Source organism: Trichococcus shcherbakoviae (assembly GCF_963666195.1).
In the GTDB taxonomy this organism is placed as follows: Bacteria; Bacillota; Bacilli; order Lactobacillales; family Aerococcaceae; genus Trichococcus; species Trichococcus shcherbakoviae.
Genome location: NZ_OY762653.1, coordinates 2,067,509 through 2,082,518 on the forward strand (window position 1 = coordinate 2,067,509; position 15,010 = coordinate 2,082,518).

Genomic DNA, 15,010 nt, shown 5'->3' on the forward strand with positions numbered 1-15,010 from the left:
TGCAGGATATTCCTGATGCTTGCTTTTTTTTTTGCATTTTTTCGGATTAATTCAATTTATTGATTTTGTTTTCCGAAAATTTGTACGGCATACAGGAATTCCCCGTCATAATGGACGCCGATGCCTACCTCGAGGAAATCGGGATGAACCATATTGGCATAATGTCCTTCGCTTTCCACCCATCCATCGAACAAAAATTCAGCCATACCTGCTTCGTCCTTGAAATAGGTTGCCATTGCCAGATTTTCTCCGACAGTTTGATAAGGGTACCAGTAATCATCTGTCAGGATGATTGTGTAAAAATCTGTCCCGTCCGGCCGGGTGTGCGAAAATGATGTCTGGGTTTCAATGGCTCGGTGATCGGCTGCCGCTTTAAGCGTTTCGTTCTTCGTGAGGGGAAGCAGCCCTTGCTCCAGGCGGAGTTCATTCAGCAAAGTCATTATTTTGTCTTCCACTAGTGTATAGTCGATTTCATCAGGTCGGGTGAATGGCGCTGTGAGCAGATCGACGCCTCCAGGACTTGTCAGCACTTTTATTTTTTCGGTCACGTCTGATTGGACTGCCTGCTCCAAAAAGGGGAACTTTTCGTTAAAGGCGGTTGGGTTTATTCCGTATCCGACCACTAGTGCAGCTATGCCAGTGAACAGCAGGCCTTTTATTAAACGCATCCGCAACGCTCCTTTCTGATTTTCGAATGGCTTATCCCTGAGGAATCTCTTAAGGAATTAAGTATGCTTCCATTATAGTCATTTCTCCGCGTAATGTCCTGAAGAAAGTCCGGAATTCGTTTTTTGTCGGTTAATTTGCTAAAATGGGGGTAAGAATCGAAAGATGGAAACCTGTTGTGCGGATTGCTGAAGGGGGAATTCCTATGAACAAAAGGTTTGGATTGTTGCTTGTTGCCTGTGTCGGTATTTTTGCTTCATGCCAAAATGAAACTGAAAGTGCAACCGTAGATTCTTTGGTGAGCGAAGAATCTACGGTTGAGGCTGAGGAAAGTGTAACTAAAACGATTCTTTTTTCCAGCGGTGTTAAGGACGGAATCACCAGAGGCGACAAGTACAACTATTTTGCTTTAGAAGGTACCGCTGAAGGGTATGATCAAGTGACGACCATCATCGAAGGAACGGCTGTCGACTACCGCGAGACGAACAACGTGTGGGAGTTCGATTATCCTTATCAAGGGCCTGGAGTCGAGACGGAAATTACCTTCACGACGGATACATCCGTACTCTATGGCGATACCGGGATCGAACTGGCTGATCTTGCACCTGAAAGCTATGTCACCATAACTTTTATACCCAATGATAACCCAACGATAACCCCGCCTGCTTTTACGGTCAATGAAGGCGAAGCGCAAAACTTTTTGAGCGAGGATTCCGGGATAAATGAATTGGTGACGGTAACGGAAATCCGGGAAATAGATGCGCTGGAAGAACTCAACCCGCTTGGCAAAAGACTATTGGAAGTGGAAATACAATATGTCAACAATGGCAGCGTCGATACCTATATCGCGCCCAACTACTTTTCGGCACTTGATGCCGAGGGGAAAAACCTGCCTTTGCGCTATACCCATTTCTGGCTGCATTCTGTCGCACCTGGAGAGTCCTTCACAGATAAGGTTTATTTTGACATCACCAGTGAAGGGCCGTATGCCATCCAATTTTTTGATGGCGCTTGGATCGACAGTGAGGAAGCGGGCGGGACAGTCAATGATATCTAGCTGACTGAATGATATCGAAAAACTACGGAAAATTGTCCCGTAAAAGGTTTGTGCTAATTAGTGCATAAAAGGAAACAGCCTTGTGCAGCGAAAGCTGTACAGGGCTGTTCTTACGTTTTCTGAGGTACGGCTGCAAAAATTGTGCGCTACTTTTAGGTACGGACAACCAAAACATCACACGGTGCATGACGGACCACATAGTTAGAGACCGATCCAACAAAAGCCCTGGTGATTGCACCTTTGCCGGTCGCTCCGATGACAATAAGATCGATGTTATATTCTTTTGGAAATGCTTCAGCGATCAACGTCATTGGGTTGCCGTTGGTTACAGACTTCTTGATTTCAATCCCTTCATTTGTGGCGAATGTCATCATTTCATCGAGGAATTCATATTCCATGTCCTTGTATGCTTCCGTCAATCTGGATTCATATTCAGGGCTAAGAGGAACATTTCGTGTGTCCTTGACGTAGATAAGGTGTAACGCGGCGTTATTGCGTTTGGCAATGGCAATAGCTTTTTTGAACGAATCTTCTGACTGACCTGAACCGTCAACGGGAACCAAAATATTTTTGTATTCTGCTAACATTTCTACCCGCTCCTTTTTTGATTTTGTTCAGAAAACGCTTCCTAAGTTAATTTTACAACAACACTGTTTGAAAGGAAAGCGGGGTACACGGGAAAAACATGTGAAAAACACATGAAAAGGACGAGAATTGTTTGGTTGGCGGAACTATTAAAAATAAATGAAGCATGCTAAAATGAATTTACGAAACAAGAGAGGATTGAAGACGGATATGACGGAAACGAACCAAGAGCGGGAGAGCAGATATTGCAGGCAGACGAAGGTGATTCAGACACACCATGTCTTTCCGTTCGATTCAAATTACCACGGTACTTTGTTCGGCGGTAAACTGATGAGCATGATCGATGATTGTGCGGCAATTTCTGGAGAGCGTTTCGGTCGTACGACAAATGTGACCGCATCGGTGGACACATTGAACTTCATCAAGCCGCTTCCGACAGGGCACTCGGTCTGCATTGATACGTTTGTGTCCGGAGCAGGGAAGACGTCCATGGAAATCTTCACAAAAGTGACGGGAGAGAATCTTCGGACGGGAGAACGTTACTTGGCGGCAACCTGCTTTTTGACCTTTGTGGCGCTACCTGATGAAAATGGCAATAAAGTCTGCCTTCCGAAAATCGTACCGGAAACGGTCGAGGAAAAATTCATCAACAGCGGATATGAAGAAAGACGGCAAAAACGTAGAGCCGATCTGGACTACCAAAAAGAGCTGCATGAGCATCTCACAATAGAAATACCTTGGGCAGATTAGCGTTTGCCGACAGAAACAGTACGCCAAGCCTTGATCTGAAAAGCATGGAAAGAAATACATACAAATGATGGAGCAGGAGTGTGTCAACGTGTCGAAAATTATCGGAAAAGATTTATTGGGTCAGCCATTTTTGAATAAAGGGACCGCATTCACTTTGGAAGAACGGGCAACTTTGGGACTGGAAGGTTTGTTGCCGACAGCAGTCCGTACACTGGAAGAGCAGGGAGAGATTGTCTATGCCCAACTGGGTCAACTGACAGATGCCTATTCCAAACAGAAGCACCTGATGAATATCTACGCCCAGAACCGTGTGCTTTTTTACCATGTCATCGGGAAACATGTGACGGAGTTGTTGCCGGTAATCTATACGCCGACCATTGCCGACACAGTCATGAATTATTCGCGGGATTACCAGATTCCCCAGGACGCGGTGTATTTGGATGTGAATCGTCCGGAAGCTATCCGTAGCGCTTTGCTGAACGGCAGCAAAGGTATGGATGAAGAAATCAAAATGATGGTCATCACGGATGGCGAAGGGGTGTTGGGCATCGGCGATTGGGGCATCCAAGGCATCGCGATTTCGGTCGGGAAACTGGCCGTCTACACAGTCGCTTCGGGATTGAATCCGCAACAGGTGTTGCCGATTGTGATCGATGCGGGCACAAACAACGAAGAGCTGTTGGAAGATCAGTTCTATCTCGGCAACAAGCACAAACGCGTGACCGGGGAGGCTTATTACCCATTCATCGAAACATTCGTTGAAGAGGCTTCTGCGCTGTTCCCGGATGTATTGTTCCACTGGGAAGATTTCGGCCGCGATAACGCCGCCAATATATTGGAACAGTACCGCGATAAGATCTGCACGTTCAATGATGATATCCAAGGGACCGGCGTGATGATGTCCGCTGCAATGGATTCGGTGGTCCGGATCACCGATAAGCCGATTACGGAACACAAAATCCTTGTTTTCGGAGGCGGGACTGCCGGCGTCGGCGTTTCCGACCAAATTCTCATGGAGATGTTGCTCCAAGGGGCCGACAGCGAGGAAGCCCGCAAACAGTTTTACATGGTCGATCGTTACGGTTTGGTCACCGATAATATGGCAGACCTTACGCCGGGTCAGCAAAAGTATGCGCGCACCGCGGATGAATTCCCTACGCAGCTGACCGATTTGGCTGAAATCATCGATGCCGTCAAACCGACCGTGCTGATTGGAACATCAGGTCAAGCCGGTGCCTTTACGCAAGCAGTCGTCGAAAAGATGGCAGCATACAATGAACGACCTGCAATCATGCCGATCTCGAATCCGACCAGATTATGTGAAGCAAAGGCTTCAGATGTCATTGCTTGGTCCGAGGGGAGAGCGTTGGTCGTTACCGGCAGCCCTTCCGATCCGATCGCATACAATGGTGTGGACTATAAAATTGGCCAGGCGAACAATGCCCTATTGTATCCGGGCTTGGGCTTCGGGATCGTCATCGCAAAAGCCAAGACTGTAACCGACAGGATGCTTTCCGCTGCCGCGCACGGCATCACTTCCCTGCAGAACTTGGAGGAAGCGGGAGCAGCGATTTTGCCGCCGGTTTCCCAGTTGCGCGAAGCATCGAAATTGGTTGCGGCAGCCGTCATCCAAGCTGCCATCGAAGACGGCGTACATGGCGTTGAAATAACGGACCCGATGGAAGCTGTCGAAGCTGCCATCTGGAAAGCGGAATATTAGGAAAAAAAGCACGTCCAAAAACGGAAGAACCGACAGGAAGGAACGGGATGAATGGAATATCGGATTGAACATGACTCATTAGGGGAAGTAAAAGTAGCAGCGGATAAATTATGGGGTGCACAGACGCAACGCAGTCTGGAAAACTTCAAAATCGGCATCGAAAAGATTCCGATGGAAGTCATCTACGCATTGGTCGAAATCAAGCGGGCTGCCGCGGCATCAAACCATGAAGTCGGTTTGTTGGACGAGACTGTGGCAAAGGGCATCCTTTTGGCGGCTGATGAAGTGCTTGAAGGTAAGTGGGACGATCAATTTCCTTTGTCCGTATGGCAGACCGGAAGCGGCACGCAATCCAATATGAACGTCAACGAAGTGCTGGCGAACCGGGGCAACCAGCTTGTCGACGGCGGCATCCATCCCAACGACCACGTGAACAAGGGCCAGAGCTCCAATGATACATTCCCGGCTGCCATGCACATTGCCGGCGTACTCTACATAAAAAACAAGCTGTATCCGGCGATTGAACAATTGATCGGCACCCTGACCCGCTTGGAGCAAGAGAATGCGGCGATCGTCAAATTGGGCCGTACCCATCTGCAGGATGCTACGCCATTGACATTAGGCCAGGAAATCAGCGCATGGCGCGTCATGCTTGAAGAAACCATGTCCATGATCGAGGACTCCTTGAAATACATGCGCCAAGTAGCCTTAGGCGGCACAGCGGTCGGAACGGGACTGAACGCCGATCCGGTCTTCATCCAAAAAACAATCGAAAAAGTTGCGGAACGCACGGGCGAAGCATTCGTCGGAGCTGAGAATAAATTCCATGCGCTGACCAGCAAGGATGCTTTTGTGCATACGCACGGGGCAGTCAAAGCTTTGGCGGCCAATTTCTACAAAATCGCCAATGATGTCCGTTGGCTGGCGAGCGGCCCGAGAAGCGGCATCGGCGAAATCAGCATCCCGATGAATGAGCCGGGAAGTTCGATCATGCCTGGAAAAGTCAATCCGACCCAATCCGAAGCCGTAACGATGGCCTGCATCCAAGTGATGGGCAACGACAGCGCCATCGGCTTTGCGGCTTCGCAAGGTTCTTTCCAGCTGAACACCTATATGCCACTGATCGTGAACAACTTCATGCAGTCTGTCCGCCTGCTTGCGGATGCACTGATCAGCTTTGATGAAAACTGTGCGAGCGGAATCAAGGCGGAACAGGACAAAATCAACTATAACCTGACCAATTCCTTGATGCTGGTGACTGCCTTGAACCCGTACATCGGCTATGAGAAAGCAGCCAAGATCGCTCAGAAGGCTTTTGTGGACGGCACTTCCTTGAAAGAGGCGGCTGTCGCGATGGGGCATGTCACTGCTGAAGAGTTTGATAAGTACGTGGATCCGATGAAGATGGTTTAATTTTTTCGGCGAAGTGCGGATCGGCAGGCAAGTCCAGTCGATCCGTTTTTGTTGTCTATTGTTTTGAAACAGATCAAACACAGGAGGCCCTAAACATGGATATAACCTTAGAATTGATGAAGCACAGCACCCTGGAAGGTGAACGGATTTTGCTGCGTCCAGTCGGGTTGGCGGATGCTCCGGATATGTTCGAATATGCTTCCGATGAGGAAACGACCCGGTTTGTCTTCGAAACGCATCGTGATCGGGCGATGACGGAAGAGGCCATCGCGAATTACTTTATGGCGGCGCCGGCTGGAAAGTATGCGATTGTAGTGAAGGACACCAAAAAGATGATCGGGACAATCGATATCCGTCCGAACCCGACTGACCGCATTGCGGAAATAGGCTACACCTTGAACAAGGGGTACTGCGGGAACGGCTATATGACGGAAGCGGGAAAGCTCATCACAGCGCTGGCTTTTGAAGTTTTGGAACTGGAAAAAGTCTTTGCGATGCATGATATCCTGAACCCGGCTTCGGGCGAAGTGATGAAGCGGCTAGGGATGCAATCGGAAGGGATATTGCGCAGACACAAAGTCTTCAAAGGGCGCAGCTGCGACATGGCTTATTATGGAATTTTGAAGGAAGAATATTTCCAACAAGCGAGGGAAGTCTGAACCGTAAAAAAGCATTGCTATTTCGGAGCTTTTCTCATACAATAATTAGTGATTGAATGTAAGGAACAGTAAATGGATGATGGGTAAAGAGAGTCTTTCCTAGGCTGGAAGAGGGACCCCCACTGATTCGTTGAACCTACCTGACAGTATGCCGTAGAAATATGGCCGGTTTTCTGCCGTTACCAGATGTTGAGTTGGGCTTTCGCAAATAATGAAGGCCAATGAAGGTGGTACCGCGGAAATACATCAGGAAAGTATATTTCGTCCTTGTTAAGGATGGATTATGCTTATTTTTTTGCAATCAAATAAAAATATTAAAAATCAGGAGGAAAAACATGAGTACTTTACAAAAAGAAGATTTTTCGGCATGGTATATCCAAACCATCAAACAAGCTGATCTGATGGATTATTCACCTGTACGCGGCTGCATGATCTTCAAACCGGACGGCTATGAAATTTGGGAACATATCCAGGAAGAATTCAACGCACGTTTCAAAGAGGAAGGCATCCGTAACGCTTACTTCCCGATGCTGATTCCGGAATCATTCTTCACAAAAGAAAAAGACCATATCGAAGGCTTCAGCCCGGAATTGCCATGGGTAACGGAAGCTGCAGGCGAAAAATTGGAAGAACGCTTGGCCTTGCGTCCGACATCGGAAACGATGATCGGTACGGCTTTCGGTGACTGGATCAATTCTTACCGCGATCTGCCGATGGAAATCAACCAATGGGCGAACGTGTTCCGTTGGGAAAAGAAAACCTTGCCGTTCTTGCGCACTTCCGAGTTCCTTTGGCAAGAAGGACATACTGCCCATGCCGATGAAGAAGATGCGCGCCGTCGCACCATGCGCATGCTGCAAGTCTACAAAGAAGTCATCGAAGGCTTGTTGGCAGTGCCTGTCTACGAAGGGCAAAAAACGCCTTCAGAACGTTTCGCAGGTGCGGTGGATACCTACTCCGTAGAAGCGATGATGAAAGACGGAAAAGCGGTTCAGGCCGGGACTTCCCACTATATGGGCACGAAATTCGCGGAAGCATTCGACATCAAATACTTGAACAGCGATAACGAGCACGTTTATGCGCATACTACTTCTTGGGGCGTCTCCACACGTTTGATCGGTGCGCTGATCATGGTTCATGGCGATGACCAAGGATTGGTTTTGCCTCCTAAGGTCGCAGCAAAGCAAGTTGTCTTGATGCCGGTTGGCCCATGGAAGAAGAAACCTGAAATCGTGGAACGTCTGGAAGTATTGCAAAAGGATCTGAAGGCTGCCGGTATCCGCGTTCTCTTGGACGACAGCGATAACTCGCCTGGCTTCAAATTCAACGAGTGGGAACTGAAGGGCGTACCGATTCGCATCGAATTCGGGCCACGCGATATGGAAAACAACCAAGTCATGGTGAAAATGCGTGATCTTTCCGACAAAGTGGCGGTATCCTTGGATGAGATCATGGACTTCGTTCCGAAAGCATTGGATGACATGCAAGTCCGTCTCTTGGAAACAGCCCGCGAAAACCGCAAAGCCAATGAATACACGAACATCGATACATTGGATGAACTGAAAGCCCACATCGAATCTAAGCGAGCAGCTGGCGAAGTGCCTGGTTTCGTATTGGCAGGATGGGACGGCGAGCTTGAAACGGAAGCAAAAATCAAGGAAGAAACTGGCTTCACGACCCGCAACATGCCTTTCAACCCACCAGTCGAAAAAACAACCTGTATCGTATCAGGCAAGCCAGCTAAACACACAGTCTGGTTAGCAAGAGCATACTAAAACAGTGAATATTGAAAGCTATAGAGTAAAATAAATGAGGTTTGTTGCCGTATTCTCTGAATATTGGCAGCAAACCTCAATTGTTTATGAAAAGTATACATAATGTTTTGATCATCAAAACGGAATGGCAGGAAGGCGAAATGAAGAAAATGCAAAGAATGACTTATTTAGACTGCGCTAAAGGTGTCGCTATCATATTGGTTGTTTTGGGACACATTGATATGGGGAATAATCCTCTAAACAACTGGATTTATTCATTTCATATGCCGCTATTTTTTGTGTTATCCGGAATGTTGATGGCTTATAAAAATAATTGTTTAAGCACCGGCTTATGGGTGAATGTTAAGAAGCGGTCAGTACAGTTGTTGTATCCATACTTCACATTTAGCTTGATAACATTGATATGGTTAGTGGTTGATCAACTGAAGCACGGACATGCAGATGCTAATTTTATCATACAAGTTATCATAGATACATTAAGTCTGGATGGTTATGGTGCAATATGGTTTTTACCAGCGTTGCTGATGGCGGAAATCTTTTTTCTGATGATATTCAGAGGACATAAGAGGAGCATCCTCTTAGTTGGTTGTTTAGTGTTGCTGACTTCTGTGAGTGGAATGTATTTGCAGGTTGCTATTCCGCTTGAAAGAGACTTGCTGACCACGTATTTAGAACGATTCTACAATATGTTTAATCGGTCTTTGATTGGAACTGTTTTTATCTGGTTCGGGTACAGCCTCTTTGGAAAATTAGAGAAGGCAGCTACTGGTGCCAACAAACCGAGACTGATCATTTTGGGGATTGTGATGTTTGTCGCCAATTTCTTTTTAGCACAAAGCAACCCCTCGGTAGATTTACATTATTCTGTCCTGAATAATCCAGTACTCTACTATGTGTGCGCATTACTGGGCACTGTTTCCACGCTGCTGTTCTTTAAATTTATCATTCCGAATAATAGGGTTTTAGAGTATTTTGGCAGAAATTCAATGATAATTATGGGAACTCAGTCGATTGTTCCGCTAACAGAAATTTCAAAGAATATTCTAGGTATGACGGGGATGTCTTTTGAGCGATATTCCTATGATGTCATGATTTGTATTTTAAGCATGATCATGAATGTTGTGATGATCGAATTGATCAACAGATTCTTTCCTTATATTTTGAGGAGAGTGCCGTTTAGGGAATTTACTGTAAATACTGGATAACTATTAAAAAAGAAGAGACCATCCAAACTGAAATGGATGATCTCTTCTTTTTCGTTGCTATTTTTTATCGGCATCCTCTGGGTGCAGGTGCACGATTTTTTCCCCGCCCAAAATGTTTTTCACATCAGTCCGGCGTTTGTCTTTTTGAGCTTCGACCAGTTTCTTGGGCGTAATGTCATTACCCTCGGGATCATAAACTTTTGAATTCAAAAGGATTTCATCAAAAGAACTGCGGAACGATTTGATGTAAGTTTGACGCAGTTGCTGCTGCTCGATTTTTTCGGTTTCGGTCAGACCATCCGCCGTTTTGGCTTTACGGGCCAATTCATTGATTCTGTTCAATAGTTTTTCCATTTATGTTTCTCCTCTCATGTGGAAGGAGAGATCAGAAGTGTTTGTTGTACCAAGCTTTCGCTGCAACAACCTCTTCGTTCGTCAGTGAGTGTCCAGCATTTCCCCAATAAATGGATACCTCACTGCCGGCTCCTTCTAGTGTTGCCTTCAATTCCGTGCTTTCTTCCGGTGCGCAAAGCGGATCATTTGTGCCCGCACCGATAAAGACAGGAAGGGAATGCAGATCAGGCAATTGACGATTGCGGAACGGCACCATCGGATGATGAAGGATGGCCCCTTTGACAACATCTTTGAAAGAGTATATCATACTCCCGGCGATATTTGCACCATTTGAGTACCCGATCGCAACGATGTTATTCCGGCCGAAACCGTATTCCTTGGAGGCTTCCTCCAGGAACGCAATCAATTCATTTGTGCGGTAATCCAGGTCATTTTCGTCGAATACACCTTCTGCCAAACGGCGGAAATATCGGTTCATGCCGGATTCGGTCACGTTTCCGCGCACACCCAGCAGAGAAGCTTCCGGATCGATCGCCTCTCCGAGGAAAAACAGGTCGTGTTCGGTTCCGCCCGTGCCGTGCAATAACAGCAGCAAAGGCCTTTCCGGATTCCCTTGTTTGAAAATATGTTGATGATTCATCTAAATCAATCCTCTCTGTTTATACGTTGCGGACTTCGAATGGGATGAGTCCTGCCGTCAATGCCTCACGTTTGCTTTCGTACTGCGGCGGAAGCATCAATTTTTGGCCCATCGTTTCGAGTGGCTCATCTATGGCGAAGCCCGGCGAGTCCGAAGCGATTTCGAAAAGGATGCCGCCTTTTTCCCTGAAGTAAAGGGCTTTGAAATAATTGCGGTCCCGGACAGGTGTGGCGTGCTGGCCAAGGGCGGTGACATGCTTCAGCCAATCCAGATGGTCCGCTTCATCTTTTGCCCGCCATGCGATATGATGGACGGTTCCGACGCCCATGACACCAGCACCGACGGAGGTCATTTTGATGTCGACGGTATTGCCGAGAGCAGCTTCGGAACGGAAACGGATCAGATCATTTTCCTGCCCGATGCGTTCCAAGCCCATTACTTTTTCGACGACAGCTGCAGTTTCCTCGGGCGCCCCCGTCAACAGGATGGCTCCCGCAAAACCTTTAATGGCATGTTCTGAGGGGACACCGTTGAAGGAATAAGGGTTATTTTTTCCGTCTTCACGTTCCACCAATTCCAGATGCAAACCATGGGGATCATCAAAGTCCAGGTAAGTTTCCCCGAAACGAGTCGATTTATCGAACGGAACGTTGTAACCGGACAGGCGTTTTTCCCAGAATGACAGTGATCCGGCCGGAACTGCATATACGGTGATGCCGACCTGCCCATCGCCGATGCTGCCTTGGCGGGATTTGGCCCATGGGAAGAATGTGATGACGGTACCGGGGTCGCCGTCCGCGTTGCCGAAGTAAAGATGATAGGTTTCTGGATCGTCGAAGTTGACTGTCTGTTTGATCATGCGCATCCCGAGCACGCCTGCATAGAAATCGACGTTTTCCTGGGGATGACCCACGATGGCTGTAATATGATGGATTCCTGCTGTTTTTTTCATTATAAAAGACACTCCTTTTAAATAATTTTGGGTTCAGTAAATTTAATATCTCGAATTCGAAATAATAATAACACGAGAAAATCACGCTGTCAAATAGTAAGTGTGAAGCGGTGGGTAAATAAAAAGTTAAGATAGGAGTAAAATTTACCGCGGGGCATATGCTATAATTAAACCTACAACAACAGAGGAATGAGGGGTAAATTTGCAGGATAGCAGCATCGACCAAGTCATACGGGATTTTGTCAGTAAAGGCATTGCGGCACATCGCATCCATAGCCTGGATGAGCGATACGCCATCAATCACTTATTGGGTTTATTAGAGATAGACACTTATGATGTTCAAAAAATACCTTCCATTCCTTTGCCCAATTTACTGGACTCACTGGATCGGATGATCGGCTACGCGATTGAAAAGCATCTGATTTCGGATATTCCTGAGGAAATCGAAATCATGGAAGCGCAAGTAATGGAACTGATCACACCTTTGCCTTCGGAAGTGAACAAGCGTTTCTGGATGCATTATGAAGAAGCACCGATGCGGGCAACCGATGAGTTCTATCGTTTGAGTCAGGATAATGACTACATCAAGACTAGGAAAATCGCAAAAAACAAACATTTTTCGATCGATTCCAAATACGGCAAGCTGGAGATCACGATAAACCTTTCCAAACCCGAGAAAACGCGCCAACAGATGGAGGCTGCGCGTGCAACGGAAGGCGGCAACTATCCTATTTGTGCGCTCTGCATGGAAAATGAAGGATACAGAGGGAGATCAGACTCGGCCGCAAGAAGCAATCATCGGATTGTGCGTCTTCCTTTGTTCGGGGAAAATTGGGGCTTTCAATATTCGCCTTATTCCTATTATAACGAGCACTGCATCATCCTTTCCGAAGAGCATGTGCCCATGCATGTCAATGAAGAGACGATTGCGAACCTGTTGGAGATCGTGACGGTTTTCCCACATTACTTCATCGGATCCAATGCGGGTTTGCCGATAGTCGGAGGTTCCATCCTCAGCCATGAACATTATCAAGGCGGGCGTCACCATTTCCCCATGGAAGCTGCCAAAGTTCTCCGGAACCTGGCGTTGGAAGGTTTCCCGGAAGTCGAAGCCGAAGTACTCTTTTGGCCGCTTTCGGTCATTCGTCTCCGTTCAGAGGATAGGGATGTGGTCGCTGCCGCCGCGTGCACCATTATGGAAGAATGGCAAAGGTACAGCGACCCGCAAGCGGATATCTTAGCGGAATCGGCAGGCATGCGCCATAATGCGGTAACCCTCATTGCGCGCCGTGTCGGAGAAGCTTACGAGTTGGATGTGGTGTTGCGGAATAACCGGACAAGCGAAGCGTTGCCTGACGGCATCTTCCATCCGCATCCGGATGTCCAGCACATCAAAAAAGAAAACATCGGCTTAATCGAAGTGCTCGGCCTGGCGATTTTGCCGCCGCGATTGGATACAGAGCTCAACGAAGTTGCCGACTATCTGCTGGGGAAAACCGCTGATGTCGCCTCCTGCCATCGGGAGTGGGCCGAAGAACTAAAGCAGCAAGGGCCTTTCGAAGCAGATTCCGTCATGGAAATGTTCCATGAGGCAGTCGGGGAAAAATTCCTGCGCGTGATCGAGGATGCGGGTGTGTATAAGCAAACAGCGGAAGGCCAAGCTGCCTTTGATCGCTTTTTGAGCACACTTGAAAGTCAACAATGAAAATACACAGAAGAACGACTGAGGTGGAGTAAGTATGGCGACCATGAAGGACATCGCCGAAAGGGCAGGAGTCTCGACTGCGACGGTTTCGCGCGTGCTGAACCACGATGAGACGCTTTCTGTCGGCAAGGAAACGAAAGATCGGATTTTCGCAGCCGCAAAAGAGCTGAATTATACTAAAACGAAAAAAAAGAAAAGCAGGGAAAAGATCCTGCTGCTGCAGTGGTACACCCAAGAGGAAGAATTGGATGACCTCTATTATCAAGGCATCCGTTTAGGGGCCGAAGAACGTGCCGAAGCCGAAGGGTACGATGTCGTACGGGTTTTCCATGATGTGACCTTCGATATCGAAAAGGACGTCATCGGCATCGTGGCAATCGGTAAATTCGGAGAGCGACAGGTGCAGAGGCTGATGGATTTCGGCAAGCCCCTGTGCTTCATCGACTCGGACCAATTCAAATGGAAACAGGATTGCGTCATTGTTGATTTTGCATCAGCGATGGAACAGGTCATTGCCGAAATGGACAGAGGCGAACACACCAAAATCGGATTTTTGGAAGGCAAAGAGCTGACGAACGACAAAGAAATGCTGGTCCGCGATCTGCGCTCGGAGCTGTTTCTTGCCGAACTGCGCAAGCGCGGCTGGTACCGGGACAAGTATCACCGCGTCGGGAGTTTCAGCACTTCCTCGGGATACGAAATGATGAATCAGTTAATCAACGAAAACCGGGAACAGCTTCCGACTTTCCTGTTTGCCGAAAACGATGCAATTGCGATAGGTGCCTTGCGTGCTTTGCAGGAAGCGGATATTGCGGTACCAAATCAAATTTCAGTAGTCGGATTCAACGATAGCAAGGTCGCCAAATACGTCTATCCGACTTTGTCGACCATCCGTGTCGATACGCGCGAGATGGGCAACACAGGTGTATCCTTGTTGCTTGACCGCATCGCCTATCCGCGGAAAATAGCCAAAAAAATCAGCTTGTCCACTGAATGGATCAAGCGCGCATCGACAAAGTGATTCCACCAAGTCAATGCTGAACCGCTCTGAAAAAAGAAGAAGCCGCCCCAACAATCCGTTACAGGTTGTTGGGGCGGCTTCTTTTCACATCAAAAATGAGTCTTATTTTTTCCACTCATCGATTTTATCATTTGCTTTATCGGCTAAATCATCGACTTTGTCGCTGATGTCTTCTTTGATTTCGCCCGCTTTTTCGACTGCTTCACCGCGTGCTTGTTGGAGTTTTCCTTCGAGTTCTTTTTCTGGGTCGTCCACTAGGTCGCCGTATTCCTCTTTGATTTTGCCGACTACTTTGTCCTTCATGCCTTTTAATTTATCGCCCATACCTGAATCCATGATGTTTCCTCCTTTTGATTTCACACTGATTGGCTTCGCTTACTATAACCTATTTTAAAGCATTTATTATCAGAATCAAGCAATAGCCCTTGAGACCAACTGGGCATCCAGCGTCCTTCAGGAAGTATTTGGAAGGATGCATACTTTTTATCGCCTTGATTAAATGCTATAC

At 47.4% G+C, this 15,010-nt stretch carries 15 protein-coding genes; 9 read left to right on the forward strand and 6 right to left on the reverse strand.

Annotated features, from left to right (window positions below; genetic code table 11):
- Window positions 1–56 precede the first annotated feature (56 nt).
- Window positions 57–668, reverse strand: coding sequence for a CAP domain-containing protein (locus tag ACKPBX_RS09910; protein WP_086629483.1), 612 nt, complete (start codon window positions 666–668; stop codon window positions 57–59).
- A 203-nt stretch (window positions 669–871) separates the two neighbouring features.
- On the opposite strand from ACKPBX_RS09910, the gene ACKPBX_RS09915 reads away from it, so the two are divergent.
- Window positions 872–1,723 carry a DUF4352 domain-containing protein gene (locus ACKPBX_RS09915; RefSeq protein ID WP_086629482.1) on the forward strand — a complete coding sequence of 284 codons (852 nt, stop codon included), beginning with the start codon at window positions 872–874 and terminating at the stop codon, window positions 1,721–1,723.
- Window positions 1,724–1,875: 152 nt separating this feature from the next.
- On the opposite strand, the gene ACKPBX_RS09920 is transcribed toward ACKPBX_RS09915, so the two are convergent.
- Window positions 1,876–2,310 (reverse strand): universal stress protein, encoded by a 435-nt coding sequence (locus ACKPBX_RS09920; protein WP_319995264.1) that lies wholly within the window; start codon window positions 2,308–2,310, stop codon window positions 1,876–1,878.
- A 172-nt stretch (window positions 2,311–2,482) separates the two neighbouring features.
- Here ACKPBX_RS09920 and ACKPBX_RS09925 point away from each other — a divergent pair, with 172 nt between their 5' ends.
- The 6 genes from ACKPBX_RS09925 to ACKPBX_RS09950 all read left to right on the forward strand — a co-directional run bounded on the left by ACKPBX_RS09925 (window position 2,483) and on the right by ACKPBX_RS09950 (window position 9,830).
- Window positions 2,483–3,058 carry an acyl-CoA thioesterase gene (locus ACKPBX_RS09925; protein ID WP_233436863.1) on the forward strand — a complete coding sequence of 192 codons (576 nt, stop codon included), beginning with the start codon at window positions 2,483–2,485 and terminating at the stop codon, window positions 3,056–3,058.
- Between the two features lie 97 nt (window positions 3,059–3,155).
- Window positions 3,156–4,778, forward strand: a complete 1,623-nt coding sequence (locus tag ACKPBX_RS09930) for an NAD-dependent malic enzyme (protein WP_407702596.1) — start codon at window positions 3,156–3,158, stop codon at window positions 4,776–4,778.
- Window positions 4,779–4,829: 51 nt separating this feature from the next.
- Complete coding sequence (gene fumC / locus ACKPBX_RS09935) at window positions 4,830–6,191, forward strand: class II fumarate hydratase (protein WP_119093835.1); 1,362 nt, start codon at window positions 4,830–4,832, stop codon at window positions 6,189–6,191.
- A 95-nt stretch (window positions 6,192–6,286) separates the two neighbouring features.
- Window positions 6,287–6,850: a GNAT family N-acetyltransferase gene (locus ACKPBX_RS09940; protein ID WP_086629476.1), complete on the forward strand. Its 564-nt coding sequence runs from the start codon at window positions 6,287–6,289 to the stop codon at window positions 6,848–6,850.
- A gap of 335 nt (window positions 6,851–7,185) precedes the next feature.
- Window positions 7,186–8,625 (forward strand): proline--tRNA ligase, encoded by a 1,440-nt coding sequence (gene proS / locus ACKPBX_RS09945; RefSeq protein WP_086629474.1) that lies wholly within the window; start codon window positions 7,186–7,188, stop codon window positions 8,623–8,625.
- Window positions 8,626–8,765: 140 nt separating this feature from the next.
- On the forward strand, window positions 8,766–9,830 hold the full coding sequence (locus ACKPBX_RS09950) for an acyltransferase family protein (RefSeq protein ID WP_319995266.1): 1,065 nt from the start codon (window positions 8,766–8,768) through the stop codon (window positions 9,828–9,830).
- A gap of 57 nt (window positions 9,831–9,887) precedes the next feature.
- Here ACKPBX_RS09950 and ACKPBX_RS09955 read toward each other — a convergent pair whose 3' ends face one another.
- From ACKPBX_RS09955 to ACKPBX_RS09965, 3 genes are read right to left on the reverse strand one after another with little or no spacing between them, the layout of a single operon-like run.
- Window positions 9,888–10,184 (reverse strand): DUF896 domain-containing protein, encoded by a 297-nt coding sequence (locus tag ACKPBX_RS09955; protein WP_086629470.1) that lies wholly within the window; start codon window positions 10,182–10,184, stop codon window positions 9,888–9,890.
- A gap of 31 nt (window positions 10,185–10,215) precedes the next feature.
- Window positions 10,216–10,824 carry an alpha/beta hydrolase gene (locus tag ACKPBX_RS09960; protein WP_319995267.1) on the reverse strand — a complete coding sequence of 203 codons (609 nt, stop codon included), beginning with the start codon at window positions 10,822–10,824 and terminating at the stop codon, window positions 10,216–10,218.
- Between the two features lie 19 nt (window positions 10,825–10,843).
- Window positions 10,844–11,776 (reverse strand): ring-cleaving dioxygenase, encoded by a 933-nt coding sequence (locus ACKPBX_RS09965; protein ID WP_319995268.1) that lies wholly within the window; start codon window positions 11,774–11,776, stop codon window positions 10,844–10,846.
- Window positions 11,777–11,978: 202 nt separating this feature from the next.
- Between ACKPBX_RS09965 and galT the strand changes: the two genes are divergently transcribed.
- On the forward strand, window positions 11,979–13,481 hold the full coding sequence (galT, locus tag ACKPBX_RS09970; RefSeq protein WP_319995269.1) for a UDP-glucose--hexose-1-phosphate uridylyltransferase: 1,503 nt from the start codon (window positions 11,979–11,981) through the stop codon (window positions 13,479–13,481).
- 34 nt (window positions 13,482–13,515) lie between these two features.
- Window positions 13,516–14,502, forward strand: coding sequence for a LacI family DNA-binding transcriptional regulator (locus ACKPBX_RS09975; protein WP_086629464.1), 987 nt, complete (start codon window positions 13,516–13,518; stop codon window positions 14,500–14,502).
- A 102-nt stretch (window positions 14,503–14,604) separates the two neighbouring features.
- Here the strand turns inward: ACKPBX_RS09975 and ACKPBX_RS09980 are convergent, their stop codons facing one another.
- Entirely contained in the window at window positions 14,605–14,838 is a 234-nt protein-coding gene (locus tag ACKPBX_RS09980) for a CsbD family protein (RefSeq protein WP_086988720.1), read from the reverse strand.
- Window positions 14,839–15,010: the final 172 nt, after the last annotated feature.

Excerpts from the sequence above, each read along its gene's own strand:
- ACKPBX_RS09915 (WP_086629482.1), top strand. The coding sequence starts at position 872 with ATGAACAAAAGGTTTGGATTGTTGCTTGTTGCCTGTGTCGGTATTTTT.
- ACKPBX_RS09910 (WP_086629483.1), bottom strand. The coding sequence starts at position 668 with ATGCGTTTAATAAAAGGCCTGCTGTTCACTGGCATAGCTGCACTAGTG.
- ACKPBX_RS09950 (WP_319995266.1), top strand. The coding sequence starts at position 8,766 with ATGAAGAAAATGCAAAGAATGACTTATTTAGACTGCGCTAAAGGTGTC.
- ACKPBX_RS09960 (WP_319995267.1), bottom strand. The coding sequence starts at position 10,824 with ATGAATCATCAACATATTTTCAAACAAGGGAATCCGGAAAGGCCTTTG.
- proS (WP_086629474.1), top strand. The coding sequence starts at position 7,186 with ATGAGTACTTTACAAAAAGAAGATTTTTCGGCATGGTATATCCAAACC.
- ACKPBX_RS09980 (WP_086988720.1), bottom strand. The coding sequence starts at position 14,838 with ATGGATTCAGGTATGGGCGATAAATTAAAAGGCATGAAGGACAAAGTA.
- ACKPBX_RS09965 (WP_319995268.1), bottom strand. The coding sequence starts at position 11,776 with ATGAAAAAAACAGCAGGAATCCATCATATTACAGCCATCGTGGGTCAT.
- ACKPBX_RS09925 (WP_233436863.1), top strand. The coding sequence starts at position 2,483 with ATGAATTTACGAAACAAGAGAGGATTGAAGACGGATATGACGGAAACG.
- ACKPBX_RS09975 (WP_086629464.1), top strand. The coding sequence starts at position 13,516 with ATGGCGACCATGAAGGACATCGCCGAAAGGGCAGGAGTCTCGACTGCG.
- ACKPBX_RS09940 (WP_086629476.1), top strand. The coding sequence starts at position 6,287 with ATGGATATAACCTTAGAATTGATGAAGCACAGCACCCTGGAAGGTGAA.
- ACKPBX_RS09955 (WP_086629470.1), bottom strand. The coding sequence starts at position 10,184 with ATGGAAAAACTATTGAACAGAATCAATGAATTGGCCCGTAAAGCCAAA.
- fumC (WP_119093835.1), top strand. The coding sequence starts at position 4,830 with ATGGAATATCGGATTGAACATGACTCATTAGGGGAAGTAAAAGTAGCA.
- ACKPBX_RS09920 (WP_319995264.1), bottom strand. The coding sequence starts at position 2,310 with ATGTTAGCAGAATACAAAAATATTTTGGTTCCCGTTGACGGTTCAGGT.